We start from the raw sequence: 25,233 nt of genomic DNA, 5'->3' as shown, positions 1-25,233 counted from the left end.
ACACAGCTATGTTGAAAAGGCCAAACAGACATACCTTGACGATGACCGGGGCAGCCCTGTTGCTGCTCACGCAGCAACTGTATGGGGAGCAGCGTCTCGATCTGGAGGGCACGGCAATTTTCGGCAACAAAGAGTCGCCCAACATTCTCTATGTGGTACCTTGGCGCTCCGCGAAGCGGCTGACCAACATGATGCCCCCGGAAACAGGTCGCAGAGACGAGTTGTTCGCACCGCTGGACCGTGATGTGTTTCGCAGACAGATCGATTGGTACCAGACATTTAGCGAAAAACCGTAAAGAATTTAACACTTAGTGCCGTATGACTGAAAACAACCCTATTTCATACATATGTCGTGTGCCGGTCATCAAAAGATGGCTGAGCACATATGCAGTAAACCGATATACAGGCGTTTAACAACGGAGAATCCTATGGAGCTCATTGATCCTATCATCCGATTTTTTCAGGAAGGCGGACTATTTATGTACCCAATCCTGCTGATCTTTGCAGGCGGTGTGGCGATAGCCATCGAACGCTGGGTCTATCTGACCATACAGACCGGCAGCAACAAGCGTATCTGGAAAAGGGTCCTGCCCCATCTCAACGACGGCGACTTCAAGTCGGCCATGTCCGCCGCGAATAAATCCAAGACCGCCATCGGCACCATGCTGACCTACGGTCTGGCCCGGGCACGTACCGCGAGGCGCCGGGACGATGTGGAGGTGGCCATGGAGGAGGGCTTGATGGAAGCGATCCCGCGCATGGAAAAACGCACTCACTATCTCAGCACCCTGGCCAACATCGCCACCCTGCTCGGCCTGTTGGGCACCATCATCGGTCTGATCCAGGCCTTTACCGCGGTCTCCAACGCCGATCCCGCGGAGAAGGCGGACCTGCTCTCGGCCAGTATTTCGGTGGCCATGAACACCACCGCCTTTGGACTGATGGCGGCGATCCCGCTGTTGCTGGTGTACGCCCTGCTGCAGAGTAAGACCACCGCCATCGTCGACAGCCTGGAGATGGCCTCGGTGAAGTTCCTCAACATCTTCAGTGAACAGGCATTCAGTACACGGAGCAAGGCATGAGAGAACGGCTGAGGCGCCATCGCCACGGGGAAGAGCTGAACATCACGCCCTTCCTCAACCTGATGGTGATCCTGATTCCCTTTTTGCTGATCACGGCCGCGTTTTCCAGGTTCTCCATTATCGAGCTCTACCTGCCCCCTGCCAGTGAGGGCACCCTGAAGGCGATCAAGGAGCTGCAGCTGGAAGTCATCATCCGCAAGAACAGCCTCGAGGTTGCGGACCGGCAAGGGGGCTTGATCAGACGCATCAAGAACACCCCGGAAGGTTACGACGTGAAGGGATTGAATGAGCTGCTGGTTCAGATCAAGGTCCGTTTCCATGACAAACGCAATATCTTCATTCTCTCGGAGCCCAACACCAATTACGAAACCATGGTTCAGGTGATGGATGCGGTACGCATGACAGAGAACATGGAGGCCGGTGCCGTAGTGCAATATGAATTATTCCCGGATATCGCGTTGGGTGACGCCCCCCCGGTAGCCGAGCAGAAACAGGACGAAGGTAACGCATCATGAAGATGTCGCGCCGTGCCAAACGCATGGATCGCCACCATCGGCGAAACAAGGGTCATGCGGTACTGAACCTGGTCTCCCTGATGGATATCTTTACCATCCTGGTGTTCTTCCTGCTGGTCAATTCCGGCGAGGTTCAAGTATTGCCCAACGCCAAGGCATTGAGCCTACCCGAGTCGGTGGCAACCCTGAAACCCAGGGAGACCCTGGTGGTGATGGTCAATCACGATGAAATCCTGGTACAGGGATATCGGGTTATGGACCTTTCTCAACCCTTGCCAAGGGGGACCACGCTACCAGCCCTGAAAAATGAACTGCAACGCCATGCCGACAGGTCCAAATCCAAGGTGATCAACCCGGAGGAACCCTTTAAAGGCAAGATCACCATCATGGGTGAGAAGACGATTCCCTACACCCTACTGAAACGCGTCATGGCCACCTGTGCCGAGTCGGATTACCCCCATGTCTCCCTCGCGGTATTGAGAAAGAATGAAAAGGCCAATGGAGCCAATGGAGGACAGCCGTTGTGAGCTCCGCCTACCGACACTCCAATTATCTGCCCTGGTATACCGCATCGGCCGACGAGCGGCGATTTCAGATTATCAGCCTGGTGGTGCTCATCATCGCCCTGCTGTTAGGTACCATCATACCGATAATCGAACTGCCGGAGAAAGAACGGTTCAAGAAACAGACCCTGCCGCCCCGTCTGGCGAGATTGATCCTGGAACAGAAAAAGGAGCCTCCCAAACCGAAGAAGATCGTCAAGAAGAAACTGCCGGAACCGGAGAAGAAGAAACCGGAGAAGAAGCCTGAAGAGAAGAAAAAACCGGAGCCAAAGAAAAAACCGGAAAAGCAGGTGGTGAAAAAGAAGCCGACTAAACAGGATGCGCGCAAGAAAGCTGCGAGCGCCGGCCTACTCGCCTTTGCCGATCAGTTGGCCGACCTGCGCGAAGAGCAGATCGAATCGAATGTCCGTGGAAGTCAGAGACTCTCTACCACCGGCAAAAAGACCTATCGCAATCAACGCTCGATCATCTCCTCCGGCGTCACCAGTGGCAGCGGCGGCATCAATACAGCGGCCCTGAGCAGGGGTACCGGTGGCACCGGCCTCTCTAGCCGAAAGACCACCGAGGTAGAGAGTGCCGCCATCAGCGATGAGACCAAGGCGGCGGCTCGGAGCGGTGGAAAAGGCAAAGACTACAAGGGATTCCGTACCCGGGAAGAGATTCAGCTGGTGTTCGACCAGAACAAGGGTGCTGTCTACGCCCTCTATAACCGCGCCTTGCGAAAGGATCCCTCTCTGCGCGGCAAGGTGGTGTTGGAGTTGACCATAACACCTGCGGGAAAGGTGACCAAGTGCGTCATCCTCTCATCCGAGCTCAACGATCCGAAACTGGAGCGCAAGCTGGTGTCACGTATCAAGCTGTTTAAGTTCCCCGCCAAGGATGTGGATACCGCAGTGGTCTCCTATCCCATCGACTTCCTGCCCTCCTGATGTTTCCACTCTCCGCCTGCAACAGCGTTTTGCTTTGCAGGCGGGTAAACCGTGTAAAAATGTAAGGCGCGCATTTCTCCTGAAATGGAATTCTGGAAGTAAAAGCTGTCATTAAATATGCTGCAATTCGTAATCATTGAGGATGGATACCGCAGTGATTGAAAGGGCAAGATATCTCTGTTCAAACATGATGAGATGTAACAAGAACAATGCGAACCGTCTATAGACTTTTACTGCTGTTGACGGCGCTCGCCTGTTTCCAGTCGGTGCACGCGGCCTGGGTCAGCGGAGAGGAAGCGATCATGGGCACTCGGATCAGTGTCCAGCTCTGGCACCAGGATAAGGATCAGGGCAAGGCGGCGATCGAGGCCGTGATGGAGGAGTTTCGACGCCTCGACAGAAAACTGAGCCCCTACATCGATAGCAGCGAGCTTTCCCTGGTCAACCGCATGGCCTCACTCGAACCCCTGGTTATCTCAGAGGAGTTCTTCCGCCTTCTCGAGACCTCCCTCGAATACTCCGCGCTGACTGAAGGCGCCTTCGATATCACCTTCGCCTCCATCGGCCACCGCTATGACTATCGCAAGGGAATCAAACCGACCGAATCCCTGATCGACCGCTCCCTGCCCCTGATCAACCACCGCAACATTCGGCTCGACGCGGATAGAGGCACAGTCTTCTTCGAAAAGCAGGGGGTACGCATCGACCTCGGCGGCATCGCCAAAGGCTACGCCGTCGATCGGGGCATGCAACTGCTGCAGCGCAGAGGCGTACAACATGCGTTGATCAGCGCGGGTGGCGACAGCCGTCTGCTGGGCGATCATCGGGGCAGGCCCTGGCATATCGGTGTCCAGGCGCCCCGGGACAAAGGCAACATGGCGGCTGTGCTACCCATTGCCGATAGTGCCATCTCAACGTCGGGAGATTACGAACGTTTCTTTGAACGGGATGGGATCCGCTATCACCATATCATCAGCCCGGATACGGGACGTTCTGCCGATAACCTGCAAAGCGTCACGATTATCGGTCCCAATGCCACCCGCACCGATGCCCTCTCCACCAGCGTCTTTGTACTCGGCACGGAAAAGGGAATGGCGCTGATCAATCGGCTGCATGATGTGGAAACCATTATCATCGACAAGCATGGAAAGATGATTACATCAGACGGCCTTGCCGATCTGACGCAATAGTTAAATGGTTTTTTCCGGTCCGGAAGTCCCTCGCTTTGCATAAAAAGTCTCAGTAAACTCCCCTAAGGTTCCGCCCTCGATCGCCCCCCGAAGATCCCGCATCAGCTTCTGGTAGTAATAGAGGTTATGTATGGTATTCAAACGCGCCCCGAGAATCTCGTTGCATTTGTCCAGGTGACGCAGATAGGCGCGGCTGTAATTGCGGCAGGTATAACAGTCGCACTCAGGATCCAGTGGACCCTCATCATATTGATGAGCGGCATGGCGGATGCGCACCACACCCTGGTGGGTGAAGAGGTGACCGTTGCGCGCATTCCTGGTCGGCATTACGCAGTCGAACATGTCGATGCCCCTGTGAACCGATTCGACGATATCCTCCGGGGTACCCACGCCCATCAGATAGCGGGGTTTGTCCGCAGGTAACCGGGTGCTGAGAAAATCGAGGATACGCCAGCGATCCGCAGCGGGCTCGCCCACCGAGAGGCCACCCACCGCATAGCCATCGAATCCGATATCGACCAATCCCTGCAGGGACTGCTCGCGCAGTGCCTCGAACATACCCCCCTGGACGATACCGAACAGGGCTGATGGGTTGTCGCCGTGGGCAATGCGACTGCGTTCCGCCCAGCGCAGGGAGAGCTCCATCGACAACCTCGCCTCCTCTTCCGTCGCCGGGTAGGGAGTGCACTCGTCGAAGATCATGACGATATCCGAGCCCAATTCCCGTTGCACCTGCATCGACTCCTCAGGGCCCATGAAGACCTTGCTGCCGTCGATGGGCGACTGGAAGGTCACCCCTTGCTCGGTGATCTTGCGCATCTCCCCCAGGCTGAACACCTGAAATCCCCCCGAGTCAGTCAGGATAGGTCCCTCCCAGTGGGTAAAACCGTGCAGATCGCCATGCTTCTGGATAACCTCGGTGCCAGGCCTCAGCATAAGATGAAAGGTATTGCCGAGTATGATCTCCGCACCCAGCTCGACCAGCTCCTCAGGGGTCATCGCCTTGACCGTGCCATAGGTCCCGACAGGCATGAATGCGGGGGTTTCAACACGCCCTCTGGCGAAGCTCAAACGACCACGACGTGATGCGTTATCTTTTTGAAATATTTCGAATTTCATCGCTTTTAATCAAACCGTCAAAGAACAGCGGTAAACTTGCTCTCCTACGAATGAATATCCTAAGTGTTATTACTCGGCACAATTAGGGTTATCCCTTATTTTTCTTGACAAGAGCATCACTATATAAGAAGATGTTCATGTGCTGATCATTATCGTTCAGCACTCTACACTCCTCCATCCTCCTTTGGTGGATATGTTTAGCGCGGCACCCTTGCCGCGCTTTTTTTTTACCCGTTGGATTCCTCTGCGGGAGTCAGGAACATTGCATCTCCGTAACTGAAAAAACGGTAGCGTTTTTCAATTGCATGTTGATAGGCATTCATGATGCGATCATAACCGGCAAAGGCCGCCACCAACATCAGTAAGGTGGACTGGGGTAGATGAAAATTGGTTATCATGGCATCCACACTGCGAAATCGATAACCTGGTTTGATAAAGAGTCGAGTATCCCCCTGATAGGGTTTGATAGCACCATCGCTTGATGCAGCCTCTAAACTCCTCACACAAGTTGTGCCCACGGCCACCACACGCCCGCCCCTTTTACGCGTATCGACAACCTGTTGGCATACAGCCTCATCAACCTCAACATACTCCTTATGCATAATATGCTCATCGAGATTTTTAACTCTTACCGGTTGAAAGGTTCCAGCACCCACATGCAGGGTCACTGTTGCCTGGTTGACACCCAATTCGGATAGTTCATTCAGCATCTCTTGATCGAAGTGCAGCCCGGCAGTAGGTGCGGCAACCGCCCCAGGGCTTTGTGCATAGACCGTTTGATATCGTTCCATGTCAATGGATTTATCGTCACGGGCTATGTAAGGGGGCAATGGCATGTGACCAAAATGATTCATCAGATGATAGAAGTCATGAACTTGGGAGCGAAGCAGAAACAGATCACCTTCTCGACCTGTGACCTCGACACATTGATCGCTATCGCCAAGTTCAATCCAAGTTCCAGGTTTGGGCGATTTGCTGGCGCGGATATGCGCCAACGCCAATCCAGGCTCAATGACACGTTCAATCAGTACTTCGACTTTCCCGCCACTCGGTTTATTCCCATACAGTCGAGCACGCATCACCTGGGTGTTATTCAACACCAACAAATCCCCAGGCTGCAGCAGTGAGGGAAGGTCAGAAAACATCAGATCCTGCGGTTGTGACTCCCCCTGTAACAACCCAAGCAGGCGACTCCCTCTTCGCTTCTTATGTGGAAACTGGGCGATGAGTTCATCTGGTAAGCGGTAATTAAAGTCGGATAGCTGCATAGCGCGCGGATGGTAGCACGTCACGAGTAAGCGGGGAACAATTCACTTTTCATCAAGCAGGTATTATTATCAATATCCTAGTCATTATTCCGTGTAAGGTGTATCAATACCTACGAACCCGATTTTCGAATAAAGACTGACACACTAATCATGGTTGTTATTGGCCGATAGGGATGATCATATGTGGGTTAAAACAATTTCCAGTATGGAGATAAAACCCACTATAATACACAATGTGATTGTGCATCTGTTGTGAGGGGACGTATACAGAGTAGCAGCGTATGACGATTAGACCAAAACCTCTATCCCTCAGTCTCTTTACATCACTCTTCGTGATGCTTTTTCTAATCCTGCTTTTTACTCTGGGAAATCTGACTTATAGGGAGTTTGAGAAGTTGGATAGTAGATTTCGAGTAGCCACTGAACAGAGTGCGGCGGCTGAACTCGAAGCCACATTGACTGAGACCATCAGCCTCGCCAGAGAAAAAACCCGCCGACTTGCTGCTTGGGATGAAGTTGGACAACAGCTCAACAACCCAACCTTTTACACCGCTTGGTATGCCAACAGGGCAAAAAATATTGAGTATGACTCGACACACATGCTCGATATCGCGATCTATGATCTCAATGGTAAGGTGCTTGCGCCTGTCAACACGTCTTCACTACCCCAGAAGATCGATACCGGTAGTGACAGTGACTATATTCAGGTACGTGACCATGAGCCACTTATAGTAGTCGTAACTGTCGTGAAGGACCCGGTCAGCAAGAAAAAGCTGGGGTATCTCGCTACGTTATACCAATTATTTCCAATCCTGAAAGGATTAAGCCATTTCAACTATATTGACAATACCAGTATCAGCATCAACATCGCCGATATTGATAAGACTTCGAATCTATCGCTGTTAGAGCATATCGACTATCGGCTTACAAGCGATCCCTATGCTGAGGCAATCAAACCGGTTATTCAGGAGTCACTACTGCAACTGGCCGGTGCCGCTTTGATATTGACACTATTGATCTTTCCATTGGCTGCCTGGCTGGTAAATCGCCCCATATTGCAGATATCGCAACAGATCGATCAGTTGCAATTCTCACCTCGAACAGCTGTCAATCAACAGATAGTGAAACCCTTGTTCATCAAGGAACTGGATAAGATACAAACATCCTTGTACGCCTACCACAATAAACTCAATCAGGCGAATACGAATCTCGATCAGAAGACCCAGGAACTGGATGATCTAGCTCAGCACGATCCATTGACCGGTATTATGAATCGCCGTGCCTTTGACACCTACTGGAGGGAAGTAAGTGATGTATTTAAACACAGTACCAACGAGATCTCCCTGCTACTGTTTGACATCAACCACTTCAAGGCGCTTAACGACACCTATGGTCATCACACTGGCGATGAGGTATTAATCGCCATTGCACGTACGATAAACAGCATTCTACCTAAGCGGGAACAGCTATTCAGGCTTAGTGGTGATGAATTTGCTACCATCCTCATCGGCGCAACACCCCGCAAAGCCATGCAAGTCGCCAAGCAGTGCCATCTGGCCATCACCAACTATCCCTTTGATACGCTTGGCATCAATGAACCGGTACGTATAAGCATTGGGGTGGCAGATACAACCATCGAAAGGAGTGACAACCTCAATGCCCTGCATTGGCAGGCGGATATTGCCATACACTTCGCCAAACGTCCCGGTTACTCCAGTATTGTCCGATTCAAACCCGAGTTGGCCGAAACTACCCAAGGCCTGTTTTCGAACCGGACTCACAGTGCAGTCTACGATGCTATCACCCGCGGTACCGGGCTAATCATGCACTACCAACCAATCGTAAACCTGCAGGATGGCAGGCCCCAATATTATGAAGCATTGGTACGTATTGCTCATGAGGGTCAACTGATCATGCCATCCCACATTTTCCCGCTAGTGGAGGCACGCAGCCTTGACCAGGAGCTGGATCATCATGTCATTCAAAAGATCATCACCGACCTGCAGGAGGGTGTGATCCCTGCGGGTACAGGTGTGTCGATCAATATCTCGGCGCCATCCATTATAGATAACGAATTGATAAAACGGCTTGCAGGATTCAAACCCTACATGGATGACTATAAGCTGTTGATCGAGGTCACCGAGACCGCCCTCATCACCCAGCTTCAGACCGCCAGGATAAATCTTGAAACCCTGCGCGAAATGGGATTCAGTATCGCTCTGGATGACTTCGGCAGTGGCTACTCTTCCCTGCGTTATCTGGGAGCCATGCCGGTTGACGTGGTCAAGTTCGACATCACCCTGACCCGCTTGGTCGACAACAAGGAAAACAACCCTATCCTCAGCTACCTGGCGAAAATGATAACCGAATCCGGCCATCTCCTGGTTGCCGAGGGTATAGAAACTCCCCAGATTGCAGAACAGCTGAGTAAACTTGGGTTCCGTTATGGCCAGGGATACCATTTCGGTCGGCCGATGCGACTGACCGATAAACCCAGCTCTGATGCCGACTCCCTCAATTATTCTGCATAGCCTGAAAAAATTATGTATACTTTGCGGCTTCACGACGCCGGGGTGGCGGAATTGGTAGACGCAGTGGATTCAAAATCCACCGGTAGCAATACCATGCGGGTTCAAGTCCCGCCCCCGGTACCATCACCCACCATCCTCTATCACCCATCCCACATCAGACAAACCCAGTACTGAAGCAATCCGGTTTTAGTGGCATTTTTTATCACTTATAATAGAATTTAGGTATATCAAAAGCCCACTAATTGTACTGTCATTGTTTGTTTATTTGATCATCGATCTGAGAAATAATTTTCTCGCCTGAAAAATAAATCTGGAGATTCCATCATGGCAGAGAGAAGCATAGGCAAAAAACCCATATCCCCTATAACAGGCTTTCTGGCCTCAACCAGTTCGGCTGGCAACTTTTCTGTATAAGACGACCTGTCTGTACAAAAGTCATCCTGGTACTCTGGCATGCGAACGAAATCATTTACAAATAAGCGAATAGGCATGGGACCAATTCCGTCCGAGCCCAAGTACTATCTCAACAAAGAACAGGTGAACGGACTCGAGGTGCTGAGAAAATTCGGTTGGCGAATCGTCTGCGTCAGGCGTCCCACCGTATTTGACACAACAACAATCCTGTTAAATAAACACACCAACAAGCTGGGGGTTCTTGGCAGTGACGGTATACTCCGCATCTCCAACAACCTAAAGATAAGAGAAAATAGCAAGAAAAGAGACGACACTAAGATTAACAGAACTCGCCCTCTGCAATTCAGAAAAACACATAAATAGATCTAATCTCTGAACGGATACAGCCCATTCAATATAAATAATAATCATTATTATTTACAATCGATCCCCATCCTGTGACAATCTGCTTATATTATCCCGGCATCACGAAACCGGAATCCTGCCTCACCTCGGCATCTATCCGAATATTGCATCGGGCATGACAGCCCATATATTTCAGCGCTACCCGATATGTGAATACCCACCTATCGCATATATGGATTTTATGTGTCTGTTCTGTTCAAATGTTGGGGTTATAGCGAAACAACAGGTGCGTGCATCACGGTGGCGCCAGTGCCCACCGAAACCTTAGATAATAAGTAGAGTATGACTAGTCCAGATTCCAAATTACCCGATGAATATGATCAGGATGTTGAGAAATCGACGAACTCCGATCGATTGAGAGTGGTATTGGAAATAGCCATTGCAGCGCTTATCCTCACGGGTATCTATTTCCTTTTTGCTCCTGAAGAAGAGATAGACCTGGCACCTCCTCTGGAGCAGAGTCAGATCGACCCGATAATTCGCGCCCAAATCGACTCGGCAGCGGAGCAACCCTCCCCCATTGAGGAGGAGACCAGCACCACCGAAACATCGACAGCCGAGGATGATACGTCGAATCTGGACATCGCTGCGACTGACAATCCACCCGTCCAAGCTGCTGACACTGAAGGCGGTCCGGCTCGTGGTTTGATATCCCGGATACGTTCCGGAGAAGCAACCTTGGATCCGCAGCAAATCCTCAACCAGGTAGATGCCTACCGGAAAGAGGGAATGCTGACCGACGCCTATCTATTGCTCTTTTATGCCGCGCGTGAAGGCGATGGTGGGGCGGCCTTTTCTCTGGCCGATATGCATGACCCGAACCATTTTAACAAAGCCAATCCATTGCTCGATAAACCTGATTCTTATCAGGCACATAAATGGTATTCGGTGGCCGCCGGCAAAGGTATAGACAAAGCGAATGAACGGTTGAAATCCCTGAAAAGGACCACCGAAGCGCAAGCCAAGAAAGGAGATCTTGCAGCTCAGCGACTTCTGTTGAACTGGCAGTAGCTCTCAATCAAGGACTATCCGATGGCCATACTCAAATCGACTCTGACTCTATTGATTGTTGTTCTTATGCCTTCTCTTCTCTTGGGAGCTGTGCAGCAACACCCGCTTCTCATGGAGGGAAAGCAGGCACTCTACCAGCGTGTCCTGAGCAAACCCGGCGCTCATTTTTATGAAGAAATACAAAAGGCTAAGTCCAAACCGGCCACACCTTTCAGTGTCTTCTATGTGTACAATCGCAAAACCAATAATGGCGCCACCTGGTTACAACTTGGCCACAATCGTCATGGCGAACTGGCCGGTTGGATGCCGGAAACCGAGACCATTCCCTGGAATCAAGGTTTGACCGTCGCTTTTCGTGATCCTGTGGGCAACGACCGGGTGCTTCTTTTCAATGAAAAGGCCAATCTGAAAGCGCTCATAGACAGCAACGATAAGGAAAAATATCGACAGCTCTATCAGGCTGCCGAGTCGGGTGAACTGGATGACAACTCTCCGGTAATCGCAATTCAGCCCAGGACACATATCGATATATTGAAGGATTTCTATCTGGTACCCATACGTGACCATGAGGATATCTATATCGGGAATGAGCAGGCGCGAATACTGCAGGTATCCAGCGTACCACTCCTACCTGCCGTTGAGAGCAAAAAGGCGGATGTGGCGCCGAAACGCGCAAAAGCATCTGACAAAAAGATTAAGCCCTTCCGCTCCGCCGTAGTGTTTGTTATTGACTCCACCCTCTCAATGGACCCCTATATCGACCGCACTCGAGAAGCAGTGCGAAAAATATATGACACCATTACCAAAGAGGATCTGACCGGGGATGTGAGCTTTGGCCTAATTGCCTTTCGCGATAATCCACAGGCCGTTCCGGACCTTGAGTATTTGACCCAAACCTATGTCGATCTTCAGCAGGGACAGGATGCAGCCGGCTTTTTCAACCAGGTCTCCTCACTCAAAGCCGCTACCATTTCCAGTCGCGATTTCAATGAAGACAGCTTTGCTGGTGTAAACGAGGCCATCGCCGGAATCGATTGGCAGGGACAGGACGCCCGCTATGTTGTTCTGATCACTGATGCCGGACCCCGGGAAGCAGGTGATCCCCTCTCCGGCACAGGTATGTCGAGCGCATCGCTTCGGCAGTTGGCCCAGGACAAAGGGATAGCCCTCTCGGTTTTACACCTATTGACCCCAAGCATCATGGCGGATCACAGCAAGGCAGAAGAGACCTATCGCGATCTCTCATACTACCCGGGTATAGGTAGCTTCTATTTCGGTGTGGAAACGGGAAATGTTGAGCGTTTCGGACGCGTACTTGATGCCCTGGCCACACAGATTACCGAACAGGTCAAACTGGCTGCCATGGCGGCCGCCGGGAAAAACATGGCACTGGAACGCCAAGCCAAGAACAACCAGGCAGCACAAGAGAAAGAGACTGATCAGTTGGCCCAATTCCAGGCAAAAGTCGCCAAACTGGGGTACGCCCTGCGCATGCGCTATCTGCAGCAGAATGATAAACAACAGATACCCAATGTCTTTAATGCCTGGCTAGTCGACCGGGACATCAACAAACCACGAAGGCAAACCCTGGATGTACGTGTACTTTTGACTCGCGATCAACTCAGCGATCTCCATGGCATCATGCACCAGGTGCTAATCACGGCTGAAGAGGGGCTGCTATCCCCACGCACTTTCCTGAATGATTTAAAGAGTCTCGCCGCCACTATTGCCCGGGATCCTGAACAACTCGGCACGACCACACGGGTAACTGGCGCACGCCAAGGCAACCTTGCTGACATGGGCTTTATGCGTGAGTACATAGAGGACCTCCCCTACACCGGTGAAGTAATGAATCTCTCCCTGGAGAATTGGCAGGATTGGCCAGCGCGAGAGCAAATCAGCTTCATCAACCGCCTGGAAGAGAAGATAAACTATTACCAGGTATTGCACGACCATACGGACCTTTGGGTCTCGCTAGACGGAGGTCCGATATCCGGTGACTCCGTCTTTCCTATCGCCTTGGAAATGTTACCCTAGCTCTCCTTCACTATGCGCCTGGAGGAGTCCCGGATTTGACTACAACTGTTACCCAGCCGGGTGTCAACCTGAGCGGCGAGAAAGTACTCATCTATCATCTACGCGATGTGGTGAAGACCCGGGAAGCCGAAGGCAGTGCATTTCGTCTCCGCGTACCCAGCTTACAAATTGCCCTCGGAGAGAAGATAGCCCTGATTGGTGAAAGCGGCTGCGGCAAGAGCACCCTATTAGATATGCTCTCGATGACATTAAAACCGAGCAACATCGGGTCATTTCGTTTTAGACCGGAACCTGGTGCTGACCCAGTCGATATTTCAAAACTGTGGCAGAAAAAACAACTCAATCAACTGGGTGATCTGCGTCGCTTGAGGATCGGTTATGTCATGCAGACAGGCGGTCTTCTACCCTATCTGACGGTACGGGAGAATATCAACCTCTCCCGTCGCTTGCTCGATATGCAGGATGATGGTCTGGTCGACGAACTGGCGAGTGACCTGGGCATTCGCAGACACTTGAACAAACTACCCCATTTGCTCTCTGTCGGTGAGCGTCAACGGGTTGCCATTGGTCGTGCACTGGCCCACCGCCCGGCTATAGTAATAGCCGACGAACCCACAGCGTCACTCGACCCAATAGCAGCAGAACGCATCATGTCGCTGTTTATCGAGTTGGTGGATGAGCTGCATATCACTGTCATCCTTGCCAGCCATGCGTGGCGACATATCAACCGCTTGGGACTACGTCATTTGGAACACCATACCCATAGAGAGGCGGACGGATCGATGACTGAAACCGTAGTGAGCGGCTGATGCATCATCGTTTTAAGGACATTATCTGGTTGGCCAGTCGCGATTATCGTAACGAGTGGCAGATGTCGACCTTCTTTATCATTGCCCTGGCAGCTGTGCTCGGACCAATGATGATCCTGTATGGCCTCAAGTTCGGCATCGTCGGCAGCATGCTGACAAATCTTATAGAGGATCCTCGGAACCGGGAGGTTCGCCCTATCGGTAGCGGTCGTTACGACAGCGCCTGGATCGAACAACTCCACGCCAGGGAGGAGATCGACTTTATAATTCCGCGTACACGCGCCATCGCCGCCACCATAGACCTGAAGAGTGAAATGGCCAAGAGCATCATCTCTGTTGAGATGCTACCTACAGGCCAGGGTGATCCACTGCTCAAGTCAAAATCAATTCCACAAGATCTGCGGCAGATCGTACTTTCAGAAAAAGCGGCACAAAAACTTAAAGTAAAACCTGGCGATGAAGTCAGTGGCAGTCTGTCCCGTCGATACAAGGGACGTAGCGAAAGGGTACATATCACACTCCGGGTGACCGATATCGCAAGACACGCCAGTTTCACCCGGGATGGCGCTTTTACTCACCTGAGCCTGCTTGAAGCTGCGGAGGACTTCCGCGATGGTCGCGCGGTCCCCATTCTTGGTTGGAGCGGTACCAATCAAAGGAATGACAAACGCACCTACCCCAGCTTTCGTCTCTATACACGTTCCATCTACGATATCGCACCTATCAGTGTTGCAATGAACAAGCTGGGAATCGAAGTGAATACCCGCGCTGCCGACATCGATATCGTGCGTAACATGGATCAAAATCTGAGCCTGGTTTTCTGGTTGATCGCACTCATAGGACTGATCGGTTTCTCATTCTCTTTGGGGGCCAGCCTCTGGGCTAACGTGGACCGGAAGAGAAAAGAGCTGAGCGTACTTAGATTGGTTGGATTTCGTACTGGTGAAATTATCTGGTTTCCGGTTCTACAATCAGCTTTCACAGCCCTCTTCGGCTGGCTTACCGCCTCACTGATATATCTGGCTGTGAGTTTCACCATCAATGGACTGTTCGTGACCCAAACCGAGGGTAGCGAGACGATTTGTCAGCTGTTACTGAGCCACTTTATCATCGCCCTGATTCTGACCCTGGGATCCTCCATCATAGCTGCCTCCCTGGCGGGATATCGGGCAGCTAGAATAGAGCCCTCGGAAGGATTGCGAGAGATCTAAAACCAGCCACACCATCAATTAGCGTCGAGCCAGGCCTTCCACAACAAGTGAGAAGGTAGCTCATAAAAAAGTCCGCAGAGGCTGAACCTTTGCGGACCTATTCATTCGCATACAATTGTTGATGCGTCAGATCTTCCGTCTGACACTGAAAGAGATGAACCCGATCAAAGCAGAACCGAACAGCCATACTGCCGCAGGCAGGGGTACTGCCTTAATTACCAGGTCATAGTCGGAATGGACTTTACTATCTAGCGCGTTCAGAGCGAAACCAGAGAGGGTAAAAACATAACTTCCCACCCCTAGGTTCAAAGTCTCTGAAAACATGGGACTGAGGTGATACTCTGATTCATCATTGATGTTTGTCAGCAACAGATCATCACCAGCCATACCTTGGTGGGAACCGGAGAAGTTGATCAATAGCCCGGAGGTCTCGACATCAAGGTGATAAATATCTGTAAAAAGACCGGAATAAGGCGAAGGAGTATAAGTATCACCATTCTCACTGAAGGTGCCCGCGTCAATCACTGTTCCAGCAAGCGCGCCACCTGAAACGACGACCGCCACCAATGCAAATATGTAAATGATAAGTTTTTTCATTTCTATCTTCCCTCAGAACAAAACTCCTAAAACCCGTAACTTCTATCTTAGTTGGTAATGGTCAGCTTTCTATAAAAAAATACTAAAAATACTATCTTTTGCACACAACATAAAAATTTTACAATTCAGCCCATCATAATTTACAAATACATTACTAATATTTGGGTGTTTAATTAGACATTCCAGGGAAATTTCAATCAGGTACTACTGCATTTAATAGAGTATGTGTGCAATGAACACCTGACAGTCATCCGGACCCTGTCATTACACTAGGGCTATTCATTACATAGGTATCTTAATTTCACATGACAGCACAACAAAAAAACATCGATTAATTATCGCTGCTGCCTGGGCCAACTAAACAGAATCCTTATTCGCCATACTGCCAATCAAATTTAATCGCAACCTTGGTGGGTAATTCACAATTAAAAAAACCCGTTGCAAGTGAGTCATCTTGCAACGGGTTATCTTATCTTGAATATCGTATCGAAGGAATTATAACAGTCTAGGTCACAATCAATTCACGGCAGTCTTCAACACGACATTAGAATAACTGCTCATGTTGTTTTCTTGATCGTATACAGATACAGCGACGTAATAATCTCCAAGATCCAGATTATCCAACACATAGGTGGTTCTATCACCTTCATTGATGTCTGCAACCATCTGAAGGTTATCTCTCGTGGTGCCAACGTAGATACAAAATCCTTGGATATCCGCAAGACTGAGTGCTGAGCCATCAGTACGAGTTGTTGGTGCATTCCATCTCAACGAGATTGAACCGGTAACCGCCGTATTGGTATCCGAATTCACGGAAATAGCAAATGCGTTCAAGCTGGCTTCGTCAGTGCCATCAGATACAGTGATTACGATATTGTTGTAGTCACCCACATCATCAGTGGTGGGAGAACCGCTCAATCTACCTGTCTGACTGTTGAATTGTGCCCAGGCAGGCAGGTTGGAGACAGCGAAAGTCAGGTCATCATTGTCACTATCCGTTGCGCTCGGCGTGAAGGAGTATGTTGCACCTGCGTCTACGCTGTTAGCGGGACTACCGGAAATCACAGGGGCCTGGTTGGATGACTGTTGTGGATCTGTACAACGGCTGTTCGAAGTATAATATTGTACCGGAGATACCTGACTATATTGTGCTTGTACTGTAAAACAGTGCTGTACACTAAGATCCAGGCCTTGAACAGTAGCCGTGGTGCCAGCTATGTTGGTTAGATCAGTAGCACTCACACCATCGATGAATACATTGTATCCGCTTTGGGGTGTATCGTTGGTCTGGTTCCAACTGAGGACGACATCGTCATTAGATACGGTTGCAGTGGTTAGAGACGCAGCGCCAAACGCATTGGCGGATACCGTAGGGGTCTGGGTTGTCGTTACTGGTTTTACTGTCGTTGTTGTTGTAACCGGTGTCGTTGCGGCGCTCGGCTGCTCTTCGCTTGATGTTATTGCATTTGTCGAAGGTGGTATAATGATCGTTTCGCTGCCGCTGGAGACGGCGGTGTCCTGATTGCTCGCCACCTGACCGGACTCAGTTACGGCGCTTCCACCACCACACGCACTGAGAATGATACTCAATGTTATTGTTGTAAAAACCGCCTGGTAAGATCTCATTTCGATGCCTCAGTAACGTAATTCCTGCGATAGGTTACGGCAGACATGGATAGGACCTGAGGAACTGGATCACAGATCAGCATGACCTTATTCACAATACCGGACAGAGTTTTGTAATTTATTGATATTGTTACTTTTTTATTTAGTTTGATGTGGGGTTTTCGAAGCTTGATTGGCGCGTGATCGGCTTAATTTTTTCCAGTTCGAAGACAGAATTTACCAACCAGAAAAGTCGGGAATGCGGCGATAATTACAGACCTGTTTAATTAGTTACTTCGAACACCCATATTCAAACAGTGATAACACAGCAGATCCTGTCGGCATATCCCACTCACAAGCCCAATTACCCGAGTCTGAACAGGGGGGTAATGCTTGATGCCGAACGGACTCGACACTTATACTCAGCAACGATTTAAATTCGATAACAATAGGCAACCCAGCATGACTTCAAGTTTTACCCCACCCATCCGCACCCTCATGGGCCCTGGCCCCTCAGATGTACACCCGCGCATCCTGGAGGCACTGTCACGCCCGACAATCGGCCACCTGGACCCGGTGTTTGTGGAGATGATGGAGCAAACCAAGGGATTACTCCAATACGCATTCCAAACTGAAAACTCTCTGACAATGCCTGTATCGGCACCGGGATCCGCCGGCATGGAGACCTGTTTTGTCAATCTTGTCGAGCCCGGTGACAAGGTCATCGTATGCCAAAATGGTGTTTTCGGCGGCCGCATGAAGGAGAATGTTGAACGCTGCGGCGGGACTCCGATCATGGTCGAGGATGAGTGGGGCAAAGCGGTCGATCTGGCCAAGGTAGAAGCAGCGCTTGAGCAAAACAGCGATGCGGTGATTCTGGCATTCGTGCATGCCGAAACATCTACCGGCGCCCGTTCAGATACCAAGGAGCTGGTGGAACTTGCCCATCGTCACGACTGCCTTACCATCGTGGATAGTGTTACCTCCCTCGGCGGCTGCGAATTGAAGGTCGACGAATGGGGAATAGATACCATCTACTCGGGAACCCAGAAGTGTCTCTCCTGCACACCAGGCATCTCTCCCATCAGTTTTAATGAGCGCGCCCTGGATAAGGTCCGCAACCGTAGCAGCAAGGTACAGAGCTGGTTTCTCGACCTTAACCTGGTGATGGGATATTGGGGTAGTGGCCAAAAGCGCGCCTATCACCATACCGCGCCTGTGAATGCCCTGTATGGCCTACATGAAGCACTCTGCATACTTCAGGAGGAGGGATTGGAAAACGCCTGGATGCGACATCAGAAGATGCATAACGCGCTGAAAGCCGGACTTGAGGCGATGGGTCTGACATTTATCGTGGATGAAGCGCATCGGCTGCCACAGTTAAATGCAGTCTCCATCCCCGAAGGGGTCGACGATGCCAGCGTAAGAAGCCGGCTGCTGAATGAATACAACCTGGAAATCGGTGCCGGACTGGGTGCTCTGGCTGGCAAGGTTTGGCGTATAGGCCTGATGGGGCATAGTGCCCGAGCGGAGAACATCCTGTTGTGCGTAGGTGCCTTGGAGGCCGTCTTGAGTGACATGCAGGCACCGATCAATACTGGTGTTGCCCTGGGTCGTATGCAGCAAGCGCTCTAAGCAGAACAGTGACAGCCGAAACCCCTCTGCTGCTCGAACCCGGGCAGCTGCGAGACCTGCTTGGTGAAAAGAGTTTGGTGGTCATCGATCTATGCAAGCAGACCACCTACTCCCAGCTGCATATTCCTGGAGCGGTACATCTGGCCTACAGCCGGATTGTGGCCAGCCGGCATCCGGTGCACGGTTTACTCCCTGAACCCGGACTGTTGGCACAGATCCTCTCTGAGCACGGCATCGGGAACCACACCCATGTGGTCGCCTATGACGATGAGGGCGGCGGCAACGCCTCGCGTCTGTTATGGACACTCGATGCCATGGGGCACGATCGCTATTCCCTGCTGAACGGCGGACTCCACGCCTGGGCCAATGAAGGCCAAGCCTGCAGCCGTGAATCCACCGCTCCCCCTGCTGCCAGTTTCAGCGCCACACCCAGGACCGAATCTGTGGCCAGCGCCGAATACATAACCGAACGTATGGGTGAGCCTGACTTCGCCCTCTGGGATGCCCGCAGTTGGAATGAATTTTCCGGCGTCTCACGTTTCTCCAGGCACCCGGGACACATTCCGGGAGCGGTCAATCTCGACTGGCTGGAGGTTATGGATCGTGCACGAAACCTACGCCTAAAGTCGGACGAAACCCTGAGCACGCAGCTTAACCAACTCGGGTTGGAGCAAGACAAAGAGATCGTCGCTTACTGCCAGACACACCATCGCTCCTCCCTCGCCTGGTTCGTGCTTCGCCATTTGGGTTATCAACGCTGCAGGGGCTACCCAGGCTCATGGTCAGAATGGGGTAACAGTGATGATACGCCAAAAGCCTTGCCATGAGACGGCCATCCCCTAAGCAGCGTCGGATAGTCATTCTAATTCTGGCACTGCTAACATTTTCAGTGGCCTATTACGCAGGGCATACACAAAAGCAGCACAACAAGACGTTACCGCACATCGACGGCGTCCTGATCGATCCACCACTGCCGATGCCCACGATCAATCTATTCAAGCAGGCGGGTGAACCCTTTACCAACACAGAACTTCAGGGGCATTGGAGCCTGTTGATGCTTGATCCCAATCCTGGGAAAACTGCCTCAACCGCACTCACCCGACTGATACAGGTGCACAACCGCCTGGCATCAGATCCAGACCTGCAGCAGCAGATCCACTATCTCTATCTTCCCGGAAACATGGTCGAAGAGATGGCGATATCCTTCACATCGATGTCGGACAACATCCAAGTCCTCGCTGGCGATACGCAGATGGTTAACGGGGCCTTTGAAGCCCTCGGTGGTTATACTGAAGACATACAGCATACACTCTACCTGATAGGACCGAGGGCAAAGCTGCATGCCCTGTTTACCCGCAATGGCAATCCCGCTACTATCGCTGAAGATATCAATAATCTGATCATCGCAGCGCAGTAACAATATGAATCAACCCGATACCGCAAAGGACATCGCCAAAACCATTGCCCAATCCCTGTTCGTGGGTCTGCAATATATCTTGCCTCACCATCTGCTCTCCTCCTTGATGCACAGCATTGCCCGTATCGAGCTGAAACCGTTAAAAGATCTACTCATCCGGCAAGCCATCAAATGGTACACGGTTGACATGCAGGAAGCGTTACAGAGCGATCCTGCTCAATACAGGTGTTTCAACGACTTCTTCACCCGGGCATTGCGTCCTGATGCGCGCCCGGTCACTCAGGAAAGCAATCAGCTTGCCTCGCCGGCTGATGGCACACTCAGTCAGGCAGGTGATATAGAGGCGGGATTCCTGTTTCAGGCAAAGGGACACGACTACTCGCTACTCGAACTGCTAGGCGGCGATAGTGAGATGAGCCGCCTGTTCGAGGATGGCAATTTTGCCACCATCTACCTTTCACCACGGGACTATCACCGACTGCACATGCCTGTCAGTGGCAGATTGAAGCGCATGCTGCATGTCCCTGGCCGCCTGTTCAGCGTCAATGAAACCACTTGCCGGAAGGTACCGAGACTGTTTGCCAGGAATGAACGGGTAATCTGCCTCTTCGAGACCGACTTGGGTCCCATGGCAATGATCCTGGTGGGCGCCATCTTTGTCTCCAGCATCGAGACCGTATGGGCCGGCACCGTCACTCCAGTCCAGCAAAGAGTAAACAGCTGGGATTACGCACCCCAATCCGAGCCCGCCGCGATTGAACTGGATAGAGGTGAGGAGATGGGACGCTTCAACATGGGCTCCACCGTGATACTGCTCTTTCCCAAGGATGCGCTGGAGTGGATGGAGGATCTCACCGCAGGATCGACGGTGCGAATGGGACAGGCAATCGCAGAGAAATGCTGAGGAGTTTTTAGTTTTGGATTTTAAGTCGTGAGCGCAGCGAACACAGCAACTGAAAACTCACAACTCAAAACGCTCATAAGCTTGGTTTTATCGCCTCGATGGTCGCCGATACCACGTAATCCTCAACCCCGCGCCCCGGCGCCCAATCGCGGATAAACTCTCGGGATTCATCCTTGGGTTCTATTTTGATACGGGCAAATCCCGCCACATCGATAAACTCTTCCAACTCCTCGATCATCGATGCATTGCCCATACACCCGGCGACCAATTGGGGATCGTTTCTCATCTCATCCGGGATTTCCACGCTGGCCACCACATCGGAGATGGCTAAACGCCCGCCCGGTTTAAGTATCCTGAAGGCCTCACGAAACACCCTGCCCTTATCCGGTGAGAGGTTAATGACGCAGTTGGAGATGATCACATCCGCCGTGCTATCGGCAATCGGCAGGGCCTCGATCTCGCCCAACCTGAACTCCACATTCTTATACTTGCCGCGCAAGGCATTGTTGCGCGCCTTGGAGAGCATATCCGGTGTCATATCCACACCGATCACCTGCCCCGCATCACCCACTTCCACAGCTGCCAGGAAACAGTCAAATCCACCACCGGAACCGAGGTCGACCACCACCTCTCCCGGCTGCAGGGCGGCTATAGCCTTTGGATTACCACAACCCAAACCCATGTCGGCACCATCCGGCACCATGCCAAGGTCCTCCTGGCTATAGCCCAGACGGGTTGAGATCAGGGTGTTGATCGACGCATCATCGGAGACCCCGCAACAACTCGATTCGACGCCACAGCAGCCATTCGCATTGTCCGTCACCGCCACTTCCGCATAGGCCCGACGCACCTCCTGCCGATGACTGTCCTGGAGATCTGTCAATGACACCTCCGGTGAACCGTTGTTTGATTTGTCAGACATCACAGCCTCCACTGTTTATCAATTCGGTTGGCGGGTCGAAAAAACCCGACAGTTGTTTCAGCACCCCGGGATCGATCCAGCAATTGACCCGCTTGCCCTGCCGCTCCATCTCGATCAATCCAGCATAGTGCAGCGCCTTCAGATGGTGTGAGAGGGTGGATGGAGCGATCTTCAATCCCTCCCCCAGCTGCCCGACACTAAAGCTGATCGCCTGCTCCAGCTCGCAGCGGGTACCCGGTTGACAGCAGCGACTCAATCGCTGAAAGATCAGCAACCGGTGGGGATTTCCCAGGGCCTTGAACATCTCTGCAAGTTGCTGGTCATCAGATCTATTATTCGACATGTATCGAAATATAGAACAATCCATATGGAGTTGCAAACTTAATGAGCTGAATATCCAGGATGAGGAGGTTTCCTGTGAGGTTCTGAATCGCGGCCTTTGCAGGGATCCCTTTTCAAGGCATCAGGGGATTCCCGGGTAAATACTCCTGGGTTTTGAAATGTAACGACAGGGTCTCGGCAGGTTCAAGACCAGTAGCGAAAGCGCCCGGTGTCCACATGGATGAAATTGGATTTTGGATAGTAACCCACACCACCCGCCTGCATGGCGACAGCACTGTCCCGCAGGGTCTTGAGATCACAGCCACAGAGGCGGATATCGATCGCCCTGCCCTGCATATGCAGGCTCCGCTTTGCCACGCCGCCACTCTTATTGCGCAGCATGGTGTTGGTTTTGGGGGAGCGGTAGGCGGAGATGATTTCGAATTCGCCCGTGGCTCCCGCCGCCTGCTGCAGTTGGTAGAGCATCTCCAGCAGCGCTCTATCCATACGGATCGACTCGCCGGTACGATGATCCCTGAGCAGATGATCGAGAATCTGCAGGCTATCGGACTGATATTCCCCTTCGCGCCAATAGGTTACGCTCTTTCTTTCACCCGTATGGGTGTGGCGAAACGCCAAACTGCGATTCTCGCCTGCCGCGAGTGCCAGCATGGGTGACGCCAACACTATACCGGTCAACGATGCGCAGCCGGAGAGAAAGCGACGCCTGCTCAAGCAGGGTTTGTGGTTGGGAGTTATCAGCGATGATGACATGGAAGCAGGCAAGCCTTGTAACCGATTGTGAATCTATTGTCGGCGAGGACCGAATAAAATCCACGCGCAGGTTAACAAATTCCTACAGCATAAAGCCAGCCATGTGACTCCAGTCACAGGTGAGTCTTGCAGAATGCCTTATCCGAGAGGATATGGCTAAAGGGAGGGATTCTCCACGCTGCTGGCGTGATGGGCGGTTATCTGCTCAATCCCTTCCCCCATCACCAGCATTAAAGCGGTGTCTCTCTGGTAGATATCGGGGCGGAAATTGATACTCCCCCCCGTATCCACCCAACTGGTGAAATAGGTGAGATAGACCGGCATAGGCTTGGCCAGGGGGGCGATCTGGGTTTCCCCACTGCTCAGGGCCTGCTGCAACCAACCCGTTTGTGGCTGTTCGGCATACTCAACCAGCAGCTGTGCCAGCTGGTCAGCCGCCTCAACCCGGACACATCCTGAACTGTAGGCTCGATTCGGCCGCTCGAACAGACTCTGGGCCGGGGTATCGTGGAGATAGATCTGGTGTGAATTGGGCATATGAAACTTAATCCGCCCGAGACTGTTGCTATTGCCTGCATCCTGTTTCAAGACGAAGGGAAAATTATCTTCATCAAAGCTATCCCAATCGATATCGAGCGGATCGACCTCACCCCATCCATCGTCTGAGCGTGTATAGACGCGAAACCGCTTGGTCGCCAGATATTCACTATCCTGCTGCAGACGCGGCAATATATCCTGCACTGCAATGGAACGCGGCACGGTCCATAAAGGATTCATGACCAGATGGGTCACACGACTCCTGAATGAAGGTGTTTGTCGTTCCAGCTTGCCATTAACTGTGCGCTTGTGAAACACCACCCGGTCCCCGTTCACCAGGCTTATTTCAAATCCCGCTGTATTGACCATCAGGTGTTGGGGCTCGAGTTCGTGAGGCAGCCAACGCCATCGCTCCAGATTTGCGCGTATCTGCGCGATGCGGGTCTCTATCGGGTCATTCAGGGATTGCAGGGTGGCGGACCCCACTATGCCATCCACCAGCAGACCCAGACGCCGCTGATATTGCTTGACTGCAGACGCCAGGTTGGCATCGAAGTAGTTTGGCTCGGGTACCGGTTCCTCGATCTGAAACGATTCCGCCTTTAACCGCTGCCGCAGAATGGCGACTGCAGGATCGGTATCACCGGGGCGTAAACTATCAGCTGCCTGGACAGTTTCCCAGCCACCTTTGGCCTGGATGTCACGATACTTCGCCAAGGCATGTTTCAGCTGCAGATAGGCACGATCGTTGGGTCGCAATGAATTGAGCAACTGCTCCAGTTCGCCCCTCGATAGGGCAGCGGCCAAGGCCTCCACTGGATCGAAATCATCCATTGGCAGCATCCAGTGCGGATCGATTGATTGAGGATCAAATCGACCTAAACGCAAATCCCTGGCCAGCCTGAAGTAGCCATCTGTGAGCAGCAGTTCACGATAAACCAAGACTTCCGAGGATGGGTTGTAGATCAAGCCATGGAGATGATCCACATGATAATTACTGGCATTCAATCCCTCCTGATCCGCAGCTGCCAACCAACGAAAGATCTGTCTGCCCTGCTCTGTCAGTTTTCCAGCATGGTGCCAAATAAAACTCTGCTGCTGACTATCGTAAAGGCGTTCAATCTGCGGCCAATCGATTACCAGCCCCTTCTGCAACGCGGTTTCGATAGGCACTGCCAATGGCTGTGTGGTGGGCGTGATGTCAACAGCATCAGCAGCTTCACCGGTAGTGAAACTCAAGCAGAGGAGAATGCCACACCAGTATCTTTGTTTATCTTTCACCATACGCCTAAGCAATCTAACTCAATGAATAGGGTGTGCTGTAGCAACAGGGAGACCGATACAACAGATATCTTGCCGCAATCGTAATTGCCAGAAGACAGAGACTCAGACGATCACCACCGCTATACATTAAGCTTAGTTCAGCATCGGGGTTGA

Annotated in this window: 24 protein-coding genes and 1 tRNA gene; 17 read left to right on the top strand and 8 right to left on the bottom strand. The window is 51.8% G+C overall.

Features of this window, described 5'->3' with window-relative positions:
• The first annotated feature begins 8 nt into the window (after positions 1–8).
• The 6 genes from R2K28_RS05300 to R2K28_RS05275 all read left to right on the top strand — a co-directional run bounded on the left by R2K28_RS05300 (position 9) and on the right by R2K28_RS05275 (position 4,279).
• The gene (locus R2K28_RS05300; protein WP_316368328.1) at positions 9–296 is read left to right on the top strand and encodes a hypothetical protein; all 288 of its coding nucleotides are present in this window, start codon (positions 9–11) and stop codon (positions 294–296) included.
• Positions 297–428: 132 nt separating this feature from the next.
• Positions 429–1,082 (top strand): MotA/TolQ/ExbB proton channel family protein, encoded by a 654-nt coding sequence (locus R2K28_RS05295; protein WP_116446455.1) that lies wholly within the window; start codon positions 429–431, stop codon positions 1,080–1,082.
• On the top strand, positions 1,079–1,597 hold the full coding sequence (locus R2K28_RS05290; protein WP_316368327.1) for an ExbD/TolR family protein: 519 nt from the start codon (positions 1,079–1,081) through the stop codon (positions 1,595–1,597). The genes R2K28_RS05295 and R2K28_RS05290 overlap by 4 nt, the downstream gene beginning before the upstream one ends.
• A complete protein-coding gene (locus R2K28_RS05285) occupies positions 1,594–2,124 on the top strand; it encodes an ExbD/TolR family protein (protein WP_316368326.1) in 531 nt (176 codons plus the stop codon). Before R2K28_RS05290 ends, R2K28_RS05285 begins: the two co-directional genes overlap by 4 nt.
• Positions 2,121–3,089 carry an AgmX/PglI C-terminal domain-containing protein gene (locus R2K28_RS05280; protein WP_316368325.1) on the top strand — a complete coding sequence of 323 codons (969 nt, stop codon included), beginning with the start codon at positions 2,121–2,123 and terminating at the stop codon, positions 3,087–3,089. The genes R2K28_RS05285 and R2K28_RS05280 overlap by 4 nt, the downstream gene beginning before the upstream one ends.
• Before the next feature lie 209 nt (positions 3,090–3,298).
• A complete protein-coding gene (locus R2K28_RS05275) occupies positions 3,299–4,279 on the top strand; it encodes an FAD:protein FMN transferase (protein ID WP_316368324.1) in 981 nt (326 codons plus the stop codon).
• Here R2K28_RS05275 and tgt read toward each other — a convergent pair whose 3' ends face one another.
• Positions 4,280–5,398 (bottom strand): tRNA guanosine(34) transglycosylase Tgt, encoded by a 1,119-nt coding sequence (tgt, locus tag R2K28_RS05270; protein WP_316368323.1) that lies wholly within the window; start codon positions 5,396–5,398, stop codon positions 4,280–4,282.
• Positions 5,399–5,625: 227 nt separating this feature from the next.
• Positions 5,626–6,666: a tRNA preQ1(34) S-adenosylmethionine ribosyltransferase-isomerase QueA gene (queA, locus tag R2K28_RS05265; protein ID WP_316368322.1), complete on the bottom strand. Its 1,041-nt coding sequence runs from the start codon at positions 6,664–6,666 to the stop codon at positions 5,626–5,628.
• A gap of 395 nt (positions 6,667–7,061) precedes the next feature.
• Between queA and R2K28_RS05260 the strand changes: the two genes are divergently transcribed.
• The 6 genes from R2K28_RS05260 to R2K28_RS05235 all read left to right on the top strand — a co-directional run bounded on the left by R2K28_RS05260 (position 7,062) and on the right by R2K28_RS05235 (position 15,084).
• Complete coding sequence (locus R2K28_RS05260) at positions 7,062–9,197, top strand: bifunctional diguanylate cyclase/phosphodiesterase (RefSeq protein ID WP_316368321.1); 2,136 nt, start codon at positions 7,062–7,064, stop codon at positions 9,195–9,197.
• A gap of 36 nt (positions 9,198–9,233) precedes the next feature.
• Positions 9,234–9,320 (top strand) — tRNA-Leu (locus R2K28_RS05255).
• Between the two features lie 978 nt (positions 9,321–10,298).
• The gene (locus R2K28_RS05250) at positions 10,299–11,027 is read left to right on the top strand and encodes a hypothetical protein (protein WP_316368320.1); all 729 of its coding nucleotides are present in this window, start codon (positions 10,299–10,301) and stop codon (positions 11,025–11,027) included.
• A 90-nt stretch (positions 11,028–11,117) separates the two neighbouring features.
• Complete coding sequence (locus R2K28_RS05245; protein ID WP_316368319.1) at positions 11,118–13,064, top strand: vWA domain-containing protein; 1,947 nt, start codon at positions 11,118–11,120, stop codon at positions 13,062–13,064.
• Positions 13,065–13,099: 35 nt separating this feature from the next.
• On the top strand, positions 13,100–13,873 hold the full coding sequence (locus tag R2K28_RS05240) for an ABC transporter ATP-binding protein (RefSeq protein WP_316368318.1): 774 nt from the start codon (positions 13,100–13,102) through the stop codon (positions 13,871–13,873).
• Positions 13,873–15,084, top strand: a complete 1,212-nt coding sequence (locus R2K28_RS05235; RefSeq protein WP_316368317.1) for an ABC transporter permease — start codon at positions 13,873–13,875, stop codon at positions 15,082–15,084. The genes R2K28_RS05240 and R2K28_RS05235 overlap by 1 nt, the downstream gene beginning before the upstream one ends.
• A gap of 126 nt (positions 15,085–15,210) precedes the next feature.
• Here R2K28_RS05235 and R2K28_RS05230 read toward each other — a convergent pair whose 3' ends face one another.
• Positions 15,211–15,681 carry a hypothetical protein gene (locus R2K28_RS05230; protein WP_316368316.1) on the bottom strand — a complete coding sequence of 157 codons (471 nt, stop codon included), beginning with the start codon at positions 15,679–15,681 and terminating at the stop codon, positions 15,211–15,213.
• 516 nt (positions 15,682–16,197) lie between these two features.
• On the bottom strand, positions 16,198–17,307 hold the full coding sequence (locus R2K28_RS05225; protein ID WP_316368315.1) for a putative Ig domain-containing protein: 1,110 nt from the start codon (positions 17,305–17,307) through the stop codon (positions 16,198–16,200).
• Positions 17,308–17,748: 441 nt separating this feature from the next.
• Here R2K28_RS05225 and R2K28_RS05220 point away from each other — a divergent pair, with 441 nt between their 5' ends.
• From R2K28_RS05220 to asd, 4 genes are read left to right on the top strand one after another with little or no spacing between them, the layout of a single operon-like run.
• Positions 17,749–18,921 carry a pyridoxal-phosphate-dependent aminotransferase family protein gene (locus tag R2K28_RS05220; protein WP_316368314.1) on the top strand — a complete coding sequence of 391 codons (1,173 nt, stop codon included), beginning with the start codon at positions 17,749–17,751 and terminating at the stop codon, positions 18,919–18,921.
• An 8-nt stretch (positions 18,922–18,929) separates the two neighbouring features.
• Positions 18,930–19,748, top strand: coding sequence for a sulfurtransferase (locus R2K28_RS05215; protein ID WP_316368313.1), 819 nt, complete (start codon positions 18,930–18,932; stop codon positions 19,746–19,748).
• Entirely contained in the window at positions 19,745–20,338 is a 594-nt protein-coding gene (locus R2K28_RS05210) for a hypothetical protein (protein WP_316368311.1), read from the top strand. The genes R2K28_RS05215 and R2K28_RS05210 overlap by 4 nt, the downstream gene beginning before the upstream one ends.
• A 4-nt stretch (positions 20,339–20,342) precedes the next feature.
• Positions 20,343–21,242, top strand: coding sequence for an archaetidylserine decarboxylase (gene asd, locus R2K28_RS05205; RefSeq protein WP_316368310.1), 900 nt, complete (start codon positions 20,343–20,345; stop codon positions 21,240–21,242).
• A gap of 73 nt (positions 21,243–21,315) precedes the next feature.
• On the opposite strand, the gene R2K28_RS05200 is transcribed toward asd, so the two are convergent.
• From R2K28_RS05200 to R2K28_RS05190, 3 genes are all read right to left on the bottom strand, one after another.
• Positions 21,316–22,164, bottom strand: a complete 849-nt coding sequence (locus R2K28_RS05200) for an arsenite methyltransferase (protein ID WP_316368309.1) — start codon at positions 22,162–22,164, stop codon at positions 21,316–21,318.
• Positions 22,157–22,507, bottom strand: a complete 351-nt coding sequence (locus R2K28_RS05195) for an ArsR/SmtB family transcription factor (RefSeq protein WP_316368307.1) — start codon at positions 22,505–22,507, stop codon at positions 22,157–22,159. The genes R2K28_RS05200 and R2K28_RS05195 overlap by 8 nt, the downstream gene beginning before the upstream one ends.
• 182 nt (positions 22,508–22,689) lie before the next feature.
• On the bottom strand, positions 22,690–23,157 hold the full coding sequence (locus R2K28_RS05190; protein WP_316368306.1) for a DUF882 domain-containing protein: 468 nt from the start codon (positions 23,155–23,157) through the stop codon (positions 22,690–22,692).
• Between R2K28_RS05190 and R2K28_RS05185 the strand changes: the two genes are divergently transcribed.
• A complete protein-coding gene (locus R2K28_RS05185; RefSeq protein WP_316368305.1) occupies positions 23,156–23,290 on the top strand; it encodes a hypothetical protein in 135 nt (44 codons plus the stop codon). The genes R2K28_RS05190 and R2K28_RS05185 overlap by 2 nt on opposite strands.
• A gap of 125 nt (positions 23,291–23,415) precedes the next feature.
• On the opposite strand, the gene R2K28_RS05180 is transcribed toward R2K28_RS05185, so the two are convergent.
• Complete coding sequence (locus tag R2K28_RS05180) at positions 23,416–25,035, bottom strand: L,D-transpeptidase family protein (protein ID WP_316368304.1); 1,620 nt, start codon at positions 25,033–25,035, stop codon at positions 23,416–23,418.
• Positions 25,036–25,233: the final 198 nt, after the last annotated feature.

The sequence above is a fragment of the Candidatus Thiodiazotropha sp. CDECU1 genome (assembly GCF_963455295.1).
In the GTDB taxonomy this organism is placed as follows: Bacteria; Pseudomonadota; Gammaproteobacteria; order Chromatiales; family Chromatiaceae; genus Thiodiazotropha.
Note: the sequence above shows the minus strand (reverse complement) of the source record. Positions and strands in the feature narration are given on the sequence as shown.